This is a genomic window from Bacillus sp. FSL K6-3176 (assembly GCF_038003325.1).
In the GTDB taxonomy this organism is placed as follows: Bacteria; Bacillota; Bacilli; order Bacillales; family Bacillaceae; genus Bacillus; species Bacillus altitudinis.
The window spans coordinates 1,138,203-1,154,054 of sequence record NZ_JBBOOX010000001.1; the positions used below are offsets into that span (position 1 = coordinate 1,138,203).

A 15,852-nucleotide genomic window follows, 5' to 3' on the forward strand; every position below is an offset into this window, starting at 1 on the left:
CACCATGCTGCGCATTGGCGGAAAAACATTTACATCAAGACTATTACTAGGGACAGGAAAGTATCCATCATTTGAAGTTCAAAAAGAGGCGGTCAACGTATCAGAAGCTGAAATTTTGACCTTTGCTGTGCGAAGAATGGACATATTTGAACCATCACAGCCCAATTTTTTAGAGCAGCTCGATTTATCAGCCTATACATTGCTGCCAAATACTGCAGGGGCAAGTACAGCGGAAGAAGCGGTGCGGATTGCCCGTTTAGCGAAAGCTTCTGGACTGTGTGACATGATCAAAGTAGAAGTCATTGGCTGCTCAAGGTCTCTTCTGCCAGATCCAGTCGAAACGTTAAAAGCATCTGAAATGCTATTAGAAGAAGGTTTTATCGTGCTGCCATATACGTCAGATGATGTGGTGCTGGCAAGGAAATTAGAAGAACTTGGTGTCCATGCCATTATGCCAGGTGCTTCTCCAATCGGTTCAGGTCAAGGGCTTTTAAACCCTCTGAATCTATCGTTTATTATCGAACAGGCAAAGGTGCCAGTTATTATTGATGCGGGTGTAGGTTCGCCGAAGGATGCTGCTTATGCGATGGAATTGGGCGCTGATGCTGTATTACTGAATACAGCCGTGTCTGGCGCAAAGGACCCTGTGAAAATGGCTAAAGCGATGAAGCTGGCGATTGAATCTGGAAGACTCGGTTTCGAGGCAGGCCGTATTCCACTCAAAAACTATGGAACAGCCAGCAGTCCGCAGGAAGGAATGCCAGCATTTTGAGCACACGTTATTCACGCCAAGAGCTTTTTAGGCCGATTGGAACAGAAGGACAAAAACGGCTACATGCCTCAAAGGCCGTCATTATTGGGGCTGGGGCACTTGGAACATCGAGTGCTGAAATGCTTGTCCGTGCCGGCGTAGGATCTGTCACCATTTTGGATAGAGATTATATTGAATGGAGCAACCTGCAGCGTCAGCAGCTATACACAGAACAAGATGTTCTTGATCGGTTGCCAAAGGCTGTGGCTGCTGAGAAAAGACTCAAGCAGGTGAACAGTGACGTTCATGTGAGAGGAATCGTCATTGACGTGAACGCTCAAAATATTGATGAGTACGTCAGCGGGGCATCCATCATCGTGGATGCAGCGGATAATTTTGAGGTGAGAATGATTGCGAACGATGCGGCCGTCAAACATCAAATTCCGTTCCTTTATGGAGCCTGTGTAGCAAGCTATGGTATTCAATTCACAGTGATTCCTGGTGAAACACCATGTTTACACTGCCTGCTTGAGCATTTACCGCCACAAGGCATGACATGTGATACAGCAGGAATTATTATTCCAGTAGTGCAGCAGGTTGCGGCCTATCAAGTGGCGGATGCACTGAAGCTTTTAACAGGACACCACATCACGCCGGTATTAAGATCGTTTGATTTATGGACAAACGAGCGATCTGATATTCGATCCGTTACGTCTTTAAAAAAGAAACAATGTCCAAGCTGCGGTCTTAAGACATATCCATTTCTCTCATATGATCAAAGAGCAAAAGCAGATGTATTATGTGGACGAAATACTGTACAAATTCGCAGTGCACTAGGGGCACCCCCGGCGCTTCATGAAGTAGCACGTCAGCTAAAGAAAGCAGGAATGGATGTGCTGGAAAATCCTTATTTGCTTTCGTGTCAGAAGGATGAGTACAAGCTTGTTTTATTCAAAGATGGCAGAGCGCTTGTACATGGGACAAATGATATTGCGAAAGCGAGAACGATTTATCATCAATGGATTGGCTAATGAGAGGGTGAGATGACATGACGATTAAAAAAGCATTATCCATCGCAGGTACTGATTCTGGTGGTGGAGCAGGTATTCAAGCAGACTTGAAAACCTTTCAGGAGCTTGGTGTGTACGGAATGTCCGCCATTACGGCCATTACAGCGCAAAACACACTTGGTGTTCACGGTATTTATCCACTGTCTATCGAGGCGCTCGAAAGTCAAATTGATGCAGTAGCAGAAGACTTGTTGCCAGATGCCGCTAAAACAGGAATGCTGTGGAGTGCTGAAATGATCAGTGTCGTTGCTGAAAAAACGAAGCAATATGACTTGAAACTAATTGTCGATCCAGTCATGATTGCCAAAGGGGGCGCCTCTTTATTAAATGAAGATGCGGTCTCTGCTATGAAAACACAGTTACTGCCTGTCAGTTATGCAGTCACACCGAATCTCCCTGAGGCAGAAGTGCTGACAGGCATGCGCATTCAGACAAAAGAAGATCGCCATAGAGCAGCTGAACGACTTTATGAGCTTGGCACGTGCTATGTTGTGATCAAAGGAGGTCATAGTCCTTCAGGCGGCCTCATTACAGACCTTTTGTACGATGGAAAAAGCTTTTTTGAACTCAGTAATGAACATATTGATACACCACATACACACGGAACAGGCTGTACATTTGCAGCGGCATTAACGGCAGAAATAGCAAAAGGTCGTTCCATGAAGGAAGCCTTTGAAACGGCAGAAACCTTTGTCCATGAGGCGATCAAATTTCCTCTGAATATTGGCGCTGGGCACGGACCGACTAACCACTTTGCTTATCAGCAAAACAGAGTCAAAGCATAAAAAGAAGACTGTCTTCACTTGTGAGGACGGTCTTTTTTCTGAAATAAAAACTTTCTTTCAACGGAAATTGTCAATATCTCATGATATGTGATAAGATTATGATCAGGTACTAATACTATGTCTTGAAAAAATAGGAGGCTTTAATACATATGAACTTTTCTTTAGAAGGCCGTAATATTGTGGTGATGGGTGTTGCCAATAAACGAAGCATCGCTTGGGGGATCGCTCGTTCACTTCACGAAGCAGGAGCTCGTTTGATTTTTACTTATGTTGGAGATCGTCTGGCAGAATCAGTAAAAGAACTAGCAAGCACGCTAGAGCGTGATGATTCCATTATTCTTCCTTGTGATGTGACAAGTGATGAAGAAATCGAAAAATGTTTTGCAACGATTAAAGAAAAAGTACAAGTCATCCATGGTGTTGCACATGCGATTGCATTTGCGAACAAAGAAGAGCTTGTCGGTGAATATTTGAACACGAACCGTGAAGGTTTCCTTTTAGCGCACAACATTAGTGCCTATTCACTAACAGCTGTAGCAAAAGCAGCACGTCCGCTCATGACAGAAGGCGGAAGCATTGTCACACTTACTTACCTAGGCGGAGAGCGCGTTGTCTCTAACTACAATGTCATGGGTGTAGCAAAAGCAGCCCTTGAAGCAAGTGTGAAATACTTAGCAGCTGATCTTGGAGCGGAAGGCATCCGTGTGAACAGCATTTCTGCTGGTCCAATTCGTACGTTATCTGCAAAAGGAATCAGCGGCTTTAATACGATCCTGAAGGATATTGAAGAGCGTGCACCGCTTCGCCGTACAACGACTCCTGAAGAAGTTGGCGATACAGCACTATTCTTATTCAGTGATTTATCCCGCGGCATGACAGGTGAGAATCTTCATGTTGATTCTGGCTTCCATATCATTGCCCGCTAAACGAATAATTGATTTGCAGCATACCAATCACTGGTATGCTGTTTTTTATTTTTCTTCTGATTTGGGGTGTCCTCTCATATATATAAGGAATGAATCATTCGGGAGGGATTAGTATGTCAAATAAAGGTGATGAGAATCAAAAGCCGCTTATGTATATTGTTCAGCCGAGCTATGATGAATCAGCGCCGGCCATGCAAAATATTGTGAGAAAGCGCAAGAAGTCAGAAAAACCTTCAGAAACCAAAAAAAGCGCCAAAGAGGATGCAATCGAAGAGAGCGTGCAAGAACCTGTATCACAGGAAGTAAAGCAGAAAAAAGAAGAGCCGCCTGCGCTACAGCAAGAGCGGGAGATCAATCAAGAAAAAGATAATTCACAAAATCGAGAGCCAGTACAAGAACAAGAAAAACAGCCAGAAGGCGTATTTCATGAAACAAAAGAAGAACCAAGAAGAAAACGAGTGAAGAAGCCGTTAAGCCAAATGAATATCGAGGAGAAAGTCGATTTTCTTACAAGTCTGCCGCATAATATGCCGAGAGCGCTTTGCCTCATTGAAGCCGATGGAAAAACATATAGAGGGATCATCATGGAGAGAAAAGACAATATGGTGGTCATCCGCACGGCAGGCGGCGGTAATCCAGTGGAATTAGCAATTGGTGATATTTCTTCTATTCATCCACTTGGTTTTTAATGAACATAAAAAAAGTCCCATAACGGGACTTTTTTTGTTAGCAGCTACGGTTGATGAGTCTTGGATTTAAGCACTCGATTGCGCAGAAGCAGTCAAGGTCTACTTCAATGCAATATTTTGATTTTTCTAAACGGAACACATCACATACGGAATCTTTATCTGTAAAATCTAAAATATGACGATCTTTGTCAAATGCAATAAGCAAGCTGAGTGTTGCGCAGTGATCAGAGATGTGTTCGACTCTGAAAAATGCAGTGCTAAAGCAAGGGCCAGCATCTACTTCTCCGACGTTTCCGAATGCGACGAATGGTTTTGATTTTGAGGTAAATAGAACAAACGGGACAGTGTCACCTAATGAATGTGATGGAGAAAGGAGATTGCTGTAACAGCTGGTCGGGCAATCCTCTTCGACGGCATTTTGTAAGTCGTTTATGTTTTCAACAGCCTCTGCTACACAGTTCCATGAATGTTTGCGGCTCATATTCAACCCTCCTATACAAGGAAATTTGTTTGAGTGTTTGAGCACTGTCATCATCATCTATAAGCTTTATTACGTGTCTCGCCGGTTGATGCATCTAATGTCAATCAATGCGGAAGCGGCCGCCTTTTGCTGACTGCTCCGCATGATTGGTTGTCATTCGTGAGGAAGGGGATGCTTTGACTTATGACAAGATAGATGAGCGGGCGATTGGTTTAGCCGTGGTGATGATGCTTTTTATCTTTTGTTGGCATGACTCTGTCGACAAGTTCTGGATTTAAACATTGGATCGCGCAGAAACAGTTCAAATCAACTTCGATACAAAAGTCCGCTTTTTCTAAACCAAAGAAGTCAGGATCGCAAGGGTGACAAACGCTTAGCGTATGTCCGTGTACATCAACAGGTCTTAATACAGATAATGTGGCACAGCAGTCATGCAATTTTTCAACCCGGAAGAAAATGGATTCGAAGCATTGGCAATCGTCAACAAATCCTCCAATGTTTCCGAAAGTAGAGAACAATCCGCCCTTTTTATCAAAAAGTAAAAACGGAATCGTATCTTTTCCAGAAACTGTCGGGCTTAATAAATTACTGTAGCAGCTCGTAGGACATTTATCTTCTACAGCTTCCTGCTCTGCTAAAATCTTATCAACCGCATCGCATACACAGTTTTCATCATGTCGGCCATGGTGTTTTCCGCAGCTCATGGATTTCAGCTCCTTTAACAAGGTATTTGACTTTAGTCCTTAACAACATATGTATGCGCCCTCTAGTTGGTGTGGGTAAATGACTATTTATCTTTGTTGTATTTTTAGAAAAAGGAAAAGCAGAGCTTTTCGCTCTGCTTTTGTACATTAGAGGATACCAATTGCAACGATCGTCGCAACAAGTGTCTGTGTAAGCGTTTGGATGGCAATAGAGATGTCCGCATCGATTGTAGAGACTGTAACGTTTCTAGAGTTTTCGATAACAAGTTTCTGGCGATTTGTTTGTTTGTGGCTAGCTGCTTGTAAGAGATCTTGCGTGACGCGGTCAGCTAGGTCACCATCAGCGATTGAGATGTTTGTAATGGTGATGATCGCTGTTTGAACAGCTGCTTGGATAGATGCTGCAACCTGTGCATCAACAGAAGAAACGTTAATGTCACAAGAATCTCTAACGATAATGACTTCCTCAGATGTCTGCTTTGTGACACTCACTTGATCAAAGTCTTGTAAAACATCTTCATCATCATAATAGTGGCCGTCACAAACTGCTTTTCTTTCGTAGTTATGATGGTAATCGCCGTGGTGTGTACAGTTACGATCTAGAGCGACCCAAGAGTATGGTTTAGAATCCATTTCTTTTCCTCCTTCCGTTTACTTTATTAAATGCTGGAATGATTGGTTTTGTCTCGGGCATTTATCCTAGCAGGCAACCCATTTTTATTTAATCGTTATTTTGCTGCGCTTGACGGCGCTGCTGGATACGATCTCGAAGTGAATTTCGTTTAGGGCGCACTTGTGGTTCAGGCTCGACCTCTTCTGCATGTTTTGCTGCCTCTGCCTGACGCTTTTTCTCCTGCTGCTGCTGTACGAAATCATCTGCTTTCTTTTGTAAATCCTGAACCAGCTTCAAAATCATCCTTCTTTGATCTTCTGAAAGGTTTGCTTTCTGATCATCTGTGACATTATTTTTGTTTAAAATATCACTCACAAGAAGGCTTGTTAATGGATCAACATCAGTGTTGATTTGAAACTCCTTTTTTTCGTTCTCTTCAGCCACGATTATTTCACCTCTTTCATACATGATGTTAGAAAAAGAAAGGGTCAAAGAATGCCGGCTTCAACTAAAAGTACATTCAGTGTTTGAGTGAGAATTTGGACGGAGTTCATAATGGATGCATCAGATAATGTAATCGTGACGTTATAACAATTGATGATTTGAATCACTGTTTTCTTTTGAACTGTCACTTGTTGTGCAGCTAAAAGCTGTTCTGTGATGTCTGCAGCCAATTCATCATCTGGTACAAGAATTTGAATTAAAAGAGTAATGATTGTCGTTACGGTCGCTTGAAGGGAGAGTGCGGCTGTTACATCTGTTTTATGAATCGTGACATTTTCGGAATCCTTGATCTCGATGAAATCATCATAATTGCTGATTAATTCGTTTAACAGTTGTGTGTATAATAAATCAGCACTTTCTTCAATAGACAATACTTTCACTCCTTTCTTATCTATACATTATTTAATGCAGCAGAGGCTCAAGGTGGAATCGGAAAGCATGAAAAAGTACAACCCAATTTTATTTCCACTCGATTCATCATGGCGGTCTTTCTTTTTGCATATATAAAGAAAGGACGGAAAAAGAAGAATGAAGGAGGTGGAGGTTCCATGAGCGGCGCTTTGTCATTTGCTATATTTGCCCTCGCATCCTTTAGGCTGACGAGATTGATCGTGTTTGATACGATTACAGCCCCCTTTCGCCGTCTATTTCATGAAGAGCAAGAAGAGGTAAACGAACAAGGTGAAGTCGAGACCTATATCGTCATTAAGGGGAAGGGACTGCGATCTTGGATAGGAGAGCTGTTAAGCTGTTATTGGTGTACGGGTATGTGGTGCACTGCTGCTTTACTTGCGATATACATATTTTTTCCTGTCATCAGCATGTGGCTTAATTTACTATTAGCGATTGCCGCCGCAGCAGGCTTGATTGAAGCAGTCGTGTCAAAGCTTGTGAAATAAACAGGCATTCTGATCAGACACGCTTAAAGAAAATGCATATACTAACATGGAATAGGAAAGGAAGGGTTGCGATGAAACCAACTGAAACACCGTCACATATGCTTCAAGGGTATCCAGCGCAGTCAAATCAACAATCTGTATATACGAAGAAAATCAAGAAGACGGGCTGCGGCTGCGGGAAGAAAAAGAAACCTCAATAGAGAAAAACAAAAGCCGGATTTATCCGGTTTTTTTGTTGCCCTTTTTTTGGGTGATGCATATGTAAGAGAGAAGGGGTGACCAGAATGGATGCATTCGAACAATTAATCGGTTCCTTGTTCACTAAACCCCATGATGGGAAAGAGCAAGCGCACGAAAAAGCTGAAATGGATCTAGCGAACAAAGCGAAGGATCTTGAAGAGCACTTAAAAGCATTTGGCGAGAAAATGGATACTTTTGCGAAAGAAACAGAAGCATTCATGATCCGCCATGGAGAGGCAGATTACGTCTTTAAACAGCAGAAATAAAAATTCCGCACTTTTTTATGTGATCGTCCAAACCATTTCATGTATTTTTCATATTTTGTAAGGGAGAAGAGGAGGTGCTTAAATATGAGTTGTTACGGTTACGGTGGCGGTTATTGCGGAGGTTATGGCGGCGGCTACGGCGGCGGTTATGGTTCAACTTTTGTTCTTGTCGTCGTGCTTTTCATTCTTCTAATCATCGTTGGTGCTTCTTTCTTTAACTAAACAGTAAGAAGGTGAGGGAAGCAATAGGGAAGCCTTTTGCTTTCCTTTCTCTTTGCTAACAAGGCAGCAGGATAGGCACATATCTCGCCTATTTTCATATAGTAAGGTGATTACTCCACAAAGAGGAGGCAAAGGAATGGATAATAAGTTCTTTAAAAGTGTGGAAAATAAAACAGGTGTAAATATGAATGATGTCTTTAAGCTTGCAGGTTCTTTGCAAAACGCGAACTTTAAAGATGAGAATACCGTTCGAGGTGTCATTAAAAAAGTGGCGCAGCTTGCAAACAAACGTGTACCTAAAGAAATGGAAGACAAAATCGTTCAATCGATTACAAGTGGAAAAGAAAAGCTTGATTTTAATACAATCGCTAAAATGATGAACAACAAAAAATAAACAACAGGCTCTCCATTTAAAGGGGGGCCTGTTGTTTTTGTGTGAATAATTCACGATTTTTCTTTAAAAGAGGGTACAAAAAGCGGGAGCGGTGAGCCGTTTTTCCTCTTCTATATGATGGAACGGATAGATAAAGGGATTGTTCTGCTCTCGTCATGGCAACGTATAATAAGCGCCGCTCCTCTTCAATGGCTTCTTCATCACCGCTTCTCAGCTCATCAAGTGCAAAGTCATGAGGGAGCGCCCCATCAACCACGCTCGTGATGTACACTGTTTGGAATTCTAGTCCCTTCGCACGGTGGATCGTCATGAGCTGAACGCCTGGTTCATCTGATTTTTCCTTTTCAGCAGATTTCATATGTTCGGCATGAGCGAGGAAGGCTTCAATCGTTTCAAAACGTTTCGCCGCTGTTTTCACATCTCGTACATCATCAGTTCCTTTTTCAAGCACATTCGTATCACTCACACGTTTTTTTAAATAATCACCAAGTCCCATCCTTTGTTCAATAAACGCTACAGCTTCAGATGGCTTTAACGATTTTAACGTACGAAACAGGGGAACGATCGATTGCAGTTTTTTGCGCTGAAACGGCTGAATGTCTGTTAGCTTTCCAAGTGCCTCTACCATAGAACAATCTTCCGTAATGGTCAGTGCCTTCATGGTATTCAGTGTTTGCTGCTTTAAAAAGAAAACGGGCAGCAGCAGCTTCATTGCGGCGACATCATCTGCATCCTGACTGAGCGAAAGAAAAGCGAGCAGCACCCGAACAATTCTTCTGCTATAAAAGGCTTTTACGCCAGCATCGGTTTGATACGGAATCGCCGATTGATGAAGACGTTCATAAATCGCACGGCCTCCTGTATTCGTTCTAAACAGCACGCAAAAGTCATTCGGTTTTGCACCGTTTTTAATTTTCTCCTGAATATCTGCTACGATCATGGTCGCTTCCTCTTCCTCGTCATATGGATAAAAAAGAGTCGGCGGAATTTTCTCCACGCGAACGGCTTTTAACGTTTTCTCGTAACGATGCTGGTTCTTCTTAATAATGGCGTCTGCACTTGCGACAATCGTATGATGAGAGCGGTAATTTGCATGTAAATGGACGATCTCGGCCGAAGGATAGTCCTGTTTGAAGTCAAGAATAAAAGCAGGATTGCTTCCTCTAAATGCATAGATGGCTTGATCATCATCACCTACACAAAATAGCTGCTCGGATTCTCCAGCTAAAAGCTGGATTAATTGATATTGTACGGGATTAATATCTTGAAATTCATCTACTAAAATATACTTGAATCGTTCTTGATATTGTTTGAGCAATTCAGGCTGCTTATTCAGCATGTGTAAACAGGCAATGGCCATGTCATCAAAGTCAAATTGTTGATTTTCACGCTTTTGCTGTTCGTATGACTGATAGATTGTCCACATTTGCTTTTCCTTTTCATCTTTCAGCTCAGGAAGTTCGTTTGGTAAAAAAGCATTTTTCCAATAGCCGATTGATTGCAGCACTTGATCGGTTGGATAGTCTTTTTCATCAAGTCCTTCATTCATGATCGCTTTGCGAATATACTGCTCTTTTTGCCAGTCGAATTTAATCAAATGCTGTCCGTTCCATTTGCCCCGATCATCGTGAAGCAGCATTTTATAAAATAGACTGTGGAATGTGCCTGTCACAACTTGGCTCGCCTGTGAAGGATGAAGCTGATACTGCATACGTAGTCTTTCTTTCATTTCACTGCTTGCTTTTGTGGTGAAGGTCACGAGCAGGATATGGTGAGCAGGGATTTGATGGTGCGACATCAGATAAGCAGCTCTTGCTGTCAGTACCCTTGTTTTCCCGCTGCCGGCGCCAGCTAGTACAAGCATCGGACCGTCTTTGTGTGTGACTGCTTGAAGCTGCGGTGCGCTAAAGGTGATGTGTGGAAAGAGGTCAATGGTATGCACTTCTTCATTCTTTTCTAAATGAAAGGTTTCGCCAAATTGAATGGACCGTGGTTCCTGCCAGTCATCCGATTCTTCTGTTTGTGAGATGATCTGTTTGCCGGTTGGAAAGCGAAAGCCGCCAAGTTCTTTGTAGGATGCCTCTTCCTCTCGTTCAGCCGGTTTCTTTTCCTCTTGTTGTTCTCTTTTTTCGCAAATCTCTTGCTGAGATATTTGCTTATGGATAAAGGCAGGTTCTTCATGTATATTTAATCTAAAAAAGACGGGGTGTCCGCAATATGGGCAAGATAAATGCCCTTTTTTCCCCTCATCATGGAGGAATTGATAGTGTTCTCTCGAATATGTATGTAATGAGATCGTTCGATCATGTCGTCGTGCGCATTTCAAAGCTAGTCCTCCAATAGTCAATCAATCTTAAAAAGAAACACATCTAATCATATCAAATGAGGCGTGTTTCAAACAGTCATAATTAGGGAATAGTAGAGTAGAAGAGAAGCAAAGGAGGCGTTCTTGATGGGATATATAGCCCCGATTCAGCCGGATCTGTATTTTCAATATATCAATCGTCCTGCTCCTCAGGATAAAGAAGACTATGCGAAAGTGACGAAGGTCACCCGCACCTTTCATGACAAGGTATACAGAGAGCTGGAGAAAAAAGAGGACTTAGTGACAGAAGCGGAAACGAAAGTACAGCAAAAAAAGCGGGAACGCTTTGTACGAGATATGTTTATGGAAGAAGGTAAGGGCGTTCATATCAATACTTACGTCTAAATGACTGCGCTTTCTTCCTGAGCGAACGAGATGGAATCAATAAAAAGCCAGAGCATCCATGATGCCCTGGCTTTTTATTGTCGTTAAACGGATAGTGTTTTTGTCATTTTGACATGTGTAATTCCTGCTTCTTCAAACGGTTCTGAAACGGCTTTGTAGCCTTTCTTTTCGTAGAAAGGAAGAGCTTGGACTTGTGCATGCATGACAGCTTCTTTCGCTCCGTTTGCCATCGCTTCAGACTCAAGTGCTTCTAAAAGCTGGTGGCCAAGACCGAAAGAGCGCGCCTCTTTTAATACACAAATTCGTTCAAGCTTTGCCTTATGACCTTCAATTATGCGCAGTCTAGCAGCAGCTTGTGGTTTGTTGTCATCATTATAAATGACAAAGTGAATGGCTTCGTCCTCAAGTTCATCAATTTCGATCTCTAACGGGACTTCTTGTTCTTTTACGAAAACTTCTTTTCGAACATAATAAGCATCTTCTCGTTGTGTTTGTTCTTTTACGATGACTGTATTCAAATGTCTTTAACCCTCTTCTCCTAAGATAAATGTTTCATAAACGGTCCAAGAACCGTTCTCTAATTGATATAAAAGGTGGAAGCGGTCAACCGTTTCCTCGTGGTCAATTTTTCTCAGCTTCAATGTGCCTAGAACGTCTGAATGCTCATCGTCTGATAACTTTTGAGCCACTGTCACATGCGGAACAAATGCATATTCAGGTGTACCAGCAAGCGGATCAGTGTACAACTTCTCATTGAGAGTCATTAATTCTTCGTTCGGTTCTACTTTCATATAAATCACGTTGTTTACAGGAGCGAATGAACTGAATTTTTTAATACGTAACGTAATAGGAGAAGCATTTTTTGCGTACTCTCGCAAGGTGGAGACGACCTCAGCTGCTTCTAGATCCGTTAATTCAAAAGGTGTTCTTAATGTTAAATGAGGTGGTATGAGTGCATAGTTCGGATCATAACGTTTCCGATAAGAGTTCGCAATGTCTTGCAATTTTTTTGATGGAAATAAAACAACTCCGTATTTCATCATGTTCCCTCCTGATTAAGAAAGTATTTATTATTTTTTATTATAACAAAATTCAGTTGATTAACGAATATGGGAGCATTCTTTTTAACGAAGGTGAAATGAGCGGCTGCCAAAACGTCCATTTATGATCGCCTTCGAATGTCTCAAATAAATAATCCGCACCGGACTTCTCCAAAAGGACCTTTAATTCTTCGTTCGGCTGAATAAAGTCAAGCACTTGCCCATCTGTCGTTTTCACAGCTGTTTCTTCTAACCCGATTTGATGGATAATGGCATAATGAGCAAGGGATGATGACTGTTTGACTGCTTGCAGAACAGACTCATCCACGTAAGGAGACTGCAAAATCAGTCCGCCAAATAACGAAGGATAATCAATGGCTGTCATAAGTGAGATCGTAGCACCTAATGAATCACCAATAAATGTACGACCTGATCCAACTTGATACGTTGGATAGTGTTCATCAATATACGGAACTAGTTCATTTGCCAAAAAGCGTTTATACGCCTCGAACTTTGGTCCGTCTGGATGATACGTATTTCGTCTTTCAGTAACATTTTCATATGGGACACCAATGATAATCGAGCGTTCCATTTCTTTATTTTGCATTAATTTTTCCGCCTGTCTGCCTATTTTACCTAGACGGAAATAATCATGACCATCTTGTGCAATGATGACATGATATGTATAAAGGGGGGAGTAATTGACTGGCAAATAAATCAAAATGGTCATATCTGCCCCAAGTTCTTTTGACTGTAAGGTTTCTTCTTGAATGATGCCTGTTTTCTTCACCATAATCCATTCCTCCAGCTAACCAAATTCATCATAAGTGAAACGTTTCCATTCATTGTAACACGAAAAACAGCGTTGTTCCTATATGCTAACATGCAATCAAATTGGCTGACATCCAATCTGCTACAAAATACAGAAAATTTTAATTAATCGTTACATTTCCCCTTGAAAAATGAGGTTTAATGCGTTACAGTATTAAGAATTAGAACAGACAGACAACACATTCTTATCGTGAGAGGTGGAGGGACTGGCCCTTTGAAACCTCAGCAACCGGTATGCATCACTTCATGTGATGTACCAAGGTGCTAAATCCAGCAAGCAGCTTTTTTGCTTGGAAGATAAGAGGAAGCGATTAAACCCCTTCTTCTTATGAAGAAGGGGTTTTTCTGTTTTGAAATTAGATTTTTACTTAGGATGGTGTCAAATGACAGAACATGTGGAAACGAAGTTAGCGCAAATTGGAAACCGCAGCGAAGAGGTGACTGGTACTGTCAGTCCTCCCGTTTATCTTTCAACAGCTTACAGACATAGAGGCATTGGGGAATCAACAGGATTTGATTATATTCGAACGAAAAACCCAACAAGACAGCTTGTAGAAGATGCGATTGCTTCACTCGAAGAAGGAACGGCCGGTTTTGCCTTCAGTTCGGGAATGGCTGCCATCCAAACGATCATGGCGCTGTTTGAGAGCGGGGATGAACTCATTGTTTCATCAGATTTATATGGTGGTACATACCGTCTATTTGAAAACGAATGGAAAAAGTACGGACTGCGCTTTGTTTATGATGATTTTTCAGATGAAGACTGTTTACGCTCTAAAATGACGCCAAATACAAAAGCCGTCTTTATTGAAACGCCAACAAACCCACTCATGCAGGAAGCGGATATTCAAAAGGTTGCGAAAATCGCTAAAGAGTATGGTGCATTGGTCATTGTGGATAACACCTTTTATACGCCCGTCTTGCAAAAACCGATTACACTCGGAGCGGACATTGTCATTCATAGTGCAACCAAATATTTAGGCGGACATAACGATGTTCTTGCCGGACTTGTCGTCACAAAAGGGGAGCAGCTATCGGAAGACATGTTCCAGCATCAAAACGCCATCGGAGCGGTTTTATCTCCATTTGACTCATGGCTTTTAATGAGAGGAATGAAAACATTGGCGCTGAGAATGCGCCAGCACGAAGCTAATGCGAAGGAATTAGCTGACTTTCTAAAGCAGCAGCCGGAAATTCAAGATGTGCTTTACCCAGGAAAGGGAGGCATGCTGTCATTCCGAGTAGCCAAAGAGGACTGGGTCAATCCATTTTTGAAGCAGCTGAAAACGATTTGTTTTGCTGAAAGCCTTGGCGGAGTCGAAAGCTTCATTACGTATCCTGCAACGCAAACCCATATGGACATCCCAGAAGAGATTCGTATTGCAAACGGTGTGTGTAACAAATTGCTCCGTTTCTCAGTCGGGATTGAGCATGTGGAGGACCTAAAAGCAGACCTGAAACAGGCACTATCAAATGTGAAAGAGGAGGTACACACGAAATGACCACACACGATTGGACACTAGAAACACAACTCGTTCATAATGCGTTTAAAACAGACCGTTCAACAGGTGCAGTCAGTGTACCGATTCAACATGCATCGACGTTTCACCAAAGCAGCTTCGATGACTTTGGTCAATATGACTACTCCAGATCAGGCACCCCTACACGTCAGGCATTGGAGGATACCATTGCAGCGCTAGAAGGAGGAACGAGAGGGCTTGCCTTTGCGTCAGGTATGGCAGCCATTTCAACCGCTTTTCTTCTATTATCAAAAGGAGATCATGTCCTTGTCACAAGAGATGTGTACGGAGGGACTTTCCGAATGATCACCCAAGTTCTTTCAAGATTTGGGATTGAGCATACCTTTGTGGACATGACCAATTTGAATGAAGTGAAACAAGGCATTCAATCAAATACAAAAGTCATTTACATGGAAACACCGTCAAACCCTACACTCGGTATTACGGATATTGAAGGTGTCGTACAGATTGCGAAAGAACATGACTGTCTGACTTTCTTAGATAATACGTTTTTAACGCCTGCGCTTCAGCGTCCGCTGGACCTTGGTGTAGACGTTGTGCTGCACAGTGCAACGAAATTTTTAAGCGGCCACAGTGATGTACTGTCAGGCTTAGCCGTGGTGAAAGATGAGAAGCTAGGAGACGAACTTTATTCGCTGCAAAACTCCTTCGGGGCGGTGCTTGGCGTACAGGATTGCTGGCTTGTGCTCAGAGGATTAAAGACCCTTCAAGTCAGATTAGAAAAAGCCAGTCAAACCGCATTAGAACTGGCTACATTTCTAAAAGAACATCCTGCGGTCAAAAAAATATATTACCCAGGATTAGATGATCACCCAGGGGCAGACATTCAGCGGAAGCAGGCGAGCGGTGCAGGTGCTGTTCTTTCATTTGAACTAGAAAACCAAGCGGCTGTCAAAGAATTGGTCGATGGCGTCACATTACCTGTATTCGCCGTAAGCCTCGGAGCAGTCGAATCCATTCTTTCCTATCCGGCCAAAATGTCCCATGCCGCTATGCCAAAAGAAGAAAGAGAAAAAAGAGGCATCACGGATGGTTTACTTCGATTAAGTGTGGGCGTAGAAAACGGAGAAGACCTCAAAAGGGACTTCAAACAAGCACTAGATCAACTAAAGCCAGTTCTTGTGAACCAATCATAAAAGTCAGTAAAAAGCCGGTATGGATACCGGCTTTGTGCCTTTTTTGAACA

At 42.4% G+C, this 15,852-nt stretch carries 22 protein-coding genes and 1 riboswitch; of the genes, 13 read left to right on the forward strand and 9 right to left on the reverse strand.

Annotated elements, in window-relative coordinates; genetic code table 11:
* Window positions 1-4: 4 nt before the first annotated feature.
* The 5 genes from MHB38_RS05765 (at window position 5) to MHB38_RS05785 (ending at window position 4,221) form a co-directional block, all read left to right on the forward strand.
* A complete protein-coding gene (locus tag MHB38_RS05765) occupies window positions 5-772 on the forward strand; it encodes a thiazole synthase (protein ID WP_035392407.1) in 768 nt (255 codons plus the stop codon).
* Window positions 769-1,782 (forward strand): thiazole biosynthesis adenylyltransferase ThiF, encoded by a 1,014-nt coding sequence (locus tag MHB38_RS05770; RefSeq protein WP_341002763.1) that lies wholly within the window; start codon window positions 769-771, stop codon window positions 1,780-1,782. Before MHB38_RS05765 ends, MHB38_RS05770 begins: the two co-directional genes overlap by 4 nt.
* Window positions 1,783-1,799: 17 nt before the next feature.
* Complete coding sequence (gene thiD, locus MHB38_RS05775) at window positions 1,800-2,606, forward strand: bifunctional hydroxymethylpyrimidine kinase/phosphomethylpyrimidine kinase (protein WP_144610187.1); 807 nt, start codon at window positions 1,800-1,802, stop codon at window positions 2,604-2,606.
* A 149-nt stretch (window positions 2,607-2,755) separates the two neighbouring features.
* On the forward strand, window positions 2,756-3,532 hold the full coding sequence (gene fabI, locus MHB38_RS05780) for an enoyl-ACP reductase FabI (protein WP_003211867.1): 777 nt from the start codon (window positions 2,756-2,758) through the stop codon (window positions 3,530-3,532).
* A gap of 113 nt (window positions 3,533-3,645) precedes the next feature.
* Window positions 3,646-4,221: a CotO family spore coat protein gene (locus tag MHB38_RS05785; protein WP_047945549.1), complete on the forward strand. Its 576-nt coding sequence runs from the start codon at window positions 3,646-3,648 to the stop codon at window positions 4,219-4,221.
* Window positions 4,222-4,258: 37 nt separating this feature from the next.
* On the opposite strand, the gene MHB38_RS05790 is transcribed toward MHB38_RS05785, so the two are convergent.
* The 5 genes from MHB38_RS05790 to MHB38_RS05810 form a co-directional block, all read right to left on the reverse strand.
* Window positions 4,259-4,702, reverse strand: coding sequence for a CotY/CotZ family spore coat protein (locus MHB38_RS05790; RefSeq protein WP_008348434.1), 444 nt, complete (start codon window positions 4,700-4,702; stop codon window positions 4,259-4,261).
* 212 nt (window positions 4,703-4,914) lie between these two features.
* The gene (locus tag MHB38_RS05795) at window positions 4,915-5,406 is read right to left on the reverse strand and encodes a CotY/CotZ family spore coat protein (RefSeq protein ID WP_008348432.1); all 492 of its coding nucleotides are present in this window, start codon (window positions 5,404-5,406) and stop codon (window positions 4,915-4,917) included.
* Between the two features lie 147 nt (window positions 5,407-5,553).
* A complete protein-coding gene (locus MHB38_RS05800; protein WP_008348431.1) occupies window positions 5,554-6,039 on the reverse strand; it encodes a spore coat protein in 486 nt (161 codons plus the stop codon).
* 88 nt (window positions 6,040-6,127) lie between these two features.
* Entirely contained in the window at window positions 6,128-6,463 is a 336-nt protein-coding gene (locus MHB38_RS05805; RefSeq protein ID WP_008355377.1) for a hypothetical protein, read from the reverse strand.
* A 44-nt stretch (window positions 6,464-6,507) separates the two neighbouring features.
* Window positions 6,508-6,894 (reverse strand): spore coat protein, encoded by a 387-nt coding sequence (locus tag MHB38_RS05810; protein ID WP_007498962.1) that lies wholly within the window; start codon window positions 6,892-6,894, stop codon window positions 6,508-6,510.
* A 177-nt stretch (window positions 6,895-7,071) separates the two neighbouring features.
* On the opposite strand from MHB38_RS05810, the gene MHB38_RS05815 reads away from it, so the two are divergent.
* The 5 genes from MHB38_RS05815 (at window position 7,072) to MHB38_RS05835 (ending at window position 8,544) form a co-directional block, all read left to right on the forward strand.
* Window positions 7,072-7,422, forward strand: a complete 351-nt coding sequence (locus MHB38_RS05815) for a DUF1360 domain-containing protein (protein ID WP_019743061.1) — start codon at window positions 7,072-7,074, stop codon at window positions 7,420-7,422.
* Window positions 7,423-7,493: 71 nt separating this feature from the next.
* Window positions 7,494-7,622, forward strand: coding sequence for a hypothetical protein (locus MHB38_RS05820; RefSeq protein WP_008348422.1), 129 nt, complete (start codon window positions 7,494-7,496; stop codon window positions 7,620-7,622).
* An 84-nt stretch (window positions 7,623-7,706) separates the two neighbouring features.
* Window positions 7,707-7,928: a hypothetical protein gene (locus tag MHB38_RS05825; protein ID WP_008348420.1), complete on the forward strand. Its 222-nt coding sequence runs from the start codon at window positions 7,707-7,709 to the stop codon at window positions 7,926-7,928.
* Window positions 7,929-8,012: 84 nt separating this feature from the next.
* Window positions 8,013-8,150, forward strand: coding sequence for a YjcZ family sporulation protein (locus tag MHB38_RS05830; RefSeq protein WP_008348419.1), 138 nt, complete (start codon window positions 8,013-8,015; stop codon window positions 8,148-8,150).
* 136 nt (window positions 8,151-8,286) lie between these two features.
* The gene (locus tag MHB38_RS05835) at window positions 8,287-8,544 is read left to right on the forward strand and encodes a stage VI sporulation protein F (RefSeq protein ID WP_008348417.1); all 258 of its coding nucleotides are present in this window, start codon (window positions 8,287-8,289) and stop codon (window positions 8,542-8,544) included.
* 16 nt (window positions 8,545-8,560) lie between these two features.
* Here the strand turns inward: MHB38_RS05835 and MHB38_RS05840 are convergent, their stop codons facing one another.
* Window positions 8,561-10,870, reverse strand: a complete 2,310-nt coding sequence (locus tag MHB38_RS05840) for an ATP-dependent helicase (protein ID WP_144610186.1) — start codon at window positions 10,868-10,870, stop codon at window positions 8,561-8,563.
* A 126-nt stretch (window positions 10,871-10,996) separates the two neighbouring features.
* Between MHB38_RS05840 and MHB38_RS05845 the strand changes: the two genes are divergently transcribed.
* Window positions 10,997-11,254: a hypothetical protein gene (locus MHB38_RS05845; RefSeq protein WP_008348414.1), complete on the forward strand. Its 258-nt coding sequence runs from the start codon at window positions 10,997-10,999 to the stop codon at window positions 11,252-11,254.
* Between the two features lie 83 nt (window positions 11,255-11,337).
* On the opposite strand, the gene MHB38_RS05850 is transcribed toward MHB38_RS05845, so the two are convergent.
* From MHB38_RS05850 to MHB38_RS05860, 3 genes are read right to left on the reverse strand one after another with little or no spacing between them, the layout of a single operon-like run.
* The gene (locus tag MHB38_RS05850; RefSeq protein WP_008348412.1) at window positions 11,338-11,772 is read right to left on the reverse strand and encodes a GNAT family N-acetyltransferase; all 435 of its coding nucleotides are present in this window, start codon (window positions 11,770-11,772) and stop codon (window positions 11,338-11,340) included.
* A gap of 6 nt (window positions 11,773-11,778) precedes the next feature.
* Window positions 11,779-12,294 carry a YjcG family protein gene (locus MHB38_RS05855; protein WP_024720139.1) on the reverse strand — a complete coding sequence of 172 codons (516 nt, stop codon included), beginning with the start codon at window positions 12,292-12,294 and terminating at the stop codon, window positions 11,779-11,781.
* Between the two features lie 52 nt (window positions 12,295-12,346).
* Window positions 12,347-13,087 carry an esterase family protein gene (locus MHB38_RS05860; RefSeq protein ID WP_046527487.1) on the reverse strand — a complete coding sequence of 247 codons (741 nt, stop codon included), beginning with the start codon at window positions 13,085-13,087 and terminating at the stop codon, window positions 12,347-12,349.
* Window positions 13,088-13,307: 220 nt separating this feature from the next.
* Window positions 13,308-13,429, forward strand: a riboswitch (SAM riboswitch).
* 79 nt (window positions 13,430-13,508) lie between these two features.
* On the opposite strand from MHB38_RS05860, the gene MHB38_RS05865 reads away from it, so the two are divergent.
* Both MHB38_RS05865 and metC read left to right on the forward strand, forming a co-directional pair.
* Window positions 13,509-14,627 (forward strand): methionine biosynthesis PLP-dependent protein, encoded by a 1,119-nt coding sequence (locus MHB38_RS05865; RefSeq protein ID WP_008348404.1) that lies wholly within the window; start codon window positions 13,509-13,511, stop codon window positions 14,625-14,627.
* The gene (gene metC / locus MHB38_RS05870) at window positions 14,624-15,802 is read left to right on the forward strand and encodes a cystathionine beta-lyase (RefSeq protein WP_008348402.1); all 1,179 of its coding nucleotides are present in this window, start codon (window positions 14,624-14,626) and stop codon (window positions 15,800-15,802) included. The genes MHB38_RS05865 and metC overlap by 4 nt, the downstream gene beginning before the upstream one ends.
* Window positions 15,803-15,852 lie beyond the last annotated feature (50 nt).

Excerpts from the sequence above, each read along its gene's own strand:
- MHB38_RS05835 (WP_008348417.1), top strand. The coding sequence starts at position 8,287 with ATGGATAATAAGTTCTTTAAAAGTGTGGAAAATAAAACAGGTGTAAAT.
- MHB38_RS05820 (WP_008348422.1), top strand. The coding sequence starts at position 7,494 with ATGAAACCAACTGAAACACCGTCACATATGCTTCAAGGGTATCCAGCG.
- MHB38_RS05830 (WP_008348419.1), top strand. The coding sequence starts at position 8,013 with ATGAGTTGTTACGGTTACGGTGGCGGTTATTGCGGAGGTTATGGCGGC.
- MHB38_RS05825 (WP_008348420.1), top strand. The coding sequence starts at position 7,707 with ATGGATGCATTCGAACAATTAATCGGTTCCTTGTTCACTAAACCCCAT.
- MHB38_RS05860 (WP_046527487.1), bottom strand. The coding sequence starts at position 13,087 with ATGGTGAAGAAAACAGGCATCATTCAAGAAGAAACCTTACAGTCAAAA.
- MHB38_RS05790 (WP_008348434.1), bottom strand. The coding sequence starts at position 4,702 with ATGAGCCGCAAACATTCATGGAACTGTGTAGCAGAGGCTGTTGAAAAC.
- thiD (WP_144610187.1), top strand. The coding sequence starts at position 1,800 with ATGACGATTAAAAAAGCATTATCCATCGCAGGTACTGATTCTGGTGGT.
- MHB38_RS05865 (WP_008348404.1), top strand. The coding sequence starts at position 13,509 with ATGACAGAACATGTGGAAACGAAGTTAGCGCAAATTGGAAACCGCAGC.
- MHB38_RS05815 (WP_019743061.1), top strand. The coding sequence starts at position 7,072 with ATGAGCGGCGCTTTGTCATTTGCTATATTTGCCCTCGCATCCTTTAGG.
- MHB38_RS05795 (WP_008348432.1), bottom strand. The coding sequence starts at position 5,406 with ATGAGCTGCGGAAAACACCATGGCCGACATGATGAAAACTGTGTATGC.
- MHB38_RS05855 (WP_024720139.1), bottom strand. The coding sequence starts at position 12,294 with ATGAAATACGGAGTTGTTTTATTTCCATCAAAAAAATTGCAAGACATT.
- MHB38_RS05845 (WP_008348414.1), top strand. The coding sequence starts at position 10,997 with ATGGGATATATAGCCCCGATTCAGCCGGATCTGTATTTTCAATATATC.
- MHB38_RS05785 (WP_047945549.1), top strand. The coding sequence starts at position 3,646 with ATGTCAAATAAAGGTGATGAGAATCAAAAGCCGCTTATGTATATTGTT.
- metC (WP_008348402.1), top strand. The coding sequence starts at position 14,624 with ATGACCACACACGATTGGACACTAGAAACACAACTCGTTCATAATGCG.
- fabI (WP_003211867.1), top strand. The coding sequence starts at position 2,756 with ATGAACTTTTCTTTAGAAGGCCGTAATATTGTGGTGATGGGTGTTGCC.
- MHB38_RS05800 (WP_008348431.1), bottom strand. The coding sequence starts at position 6,039 with ATGGATTCTAAACCATACTCTTGGGTCGCTCTAGATCGTAACTGTACA.
- MHB38_RS05765 (WP_035392407.1), top strand. The coding sequence starts at position 5 with ATGCTGCGCATTGGCGGAAAAACATTTACATCAAGACTATTACTAGGG.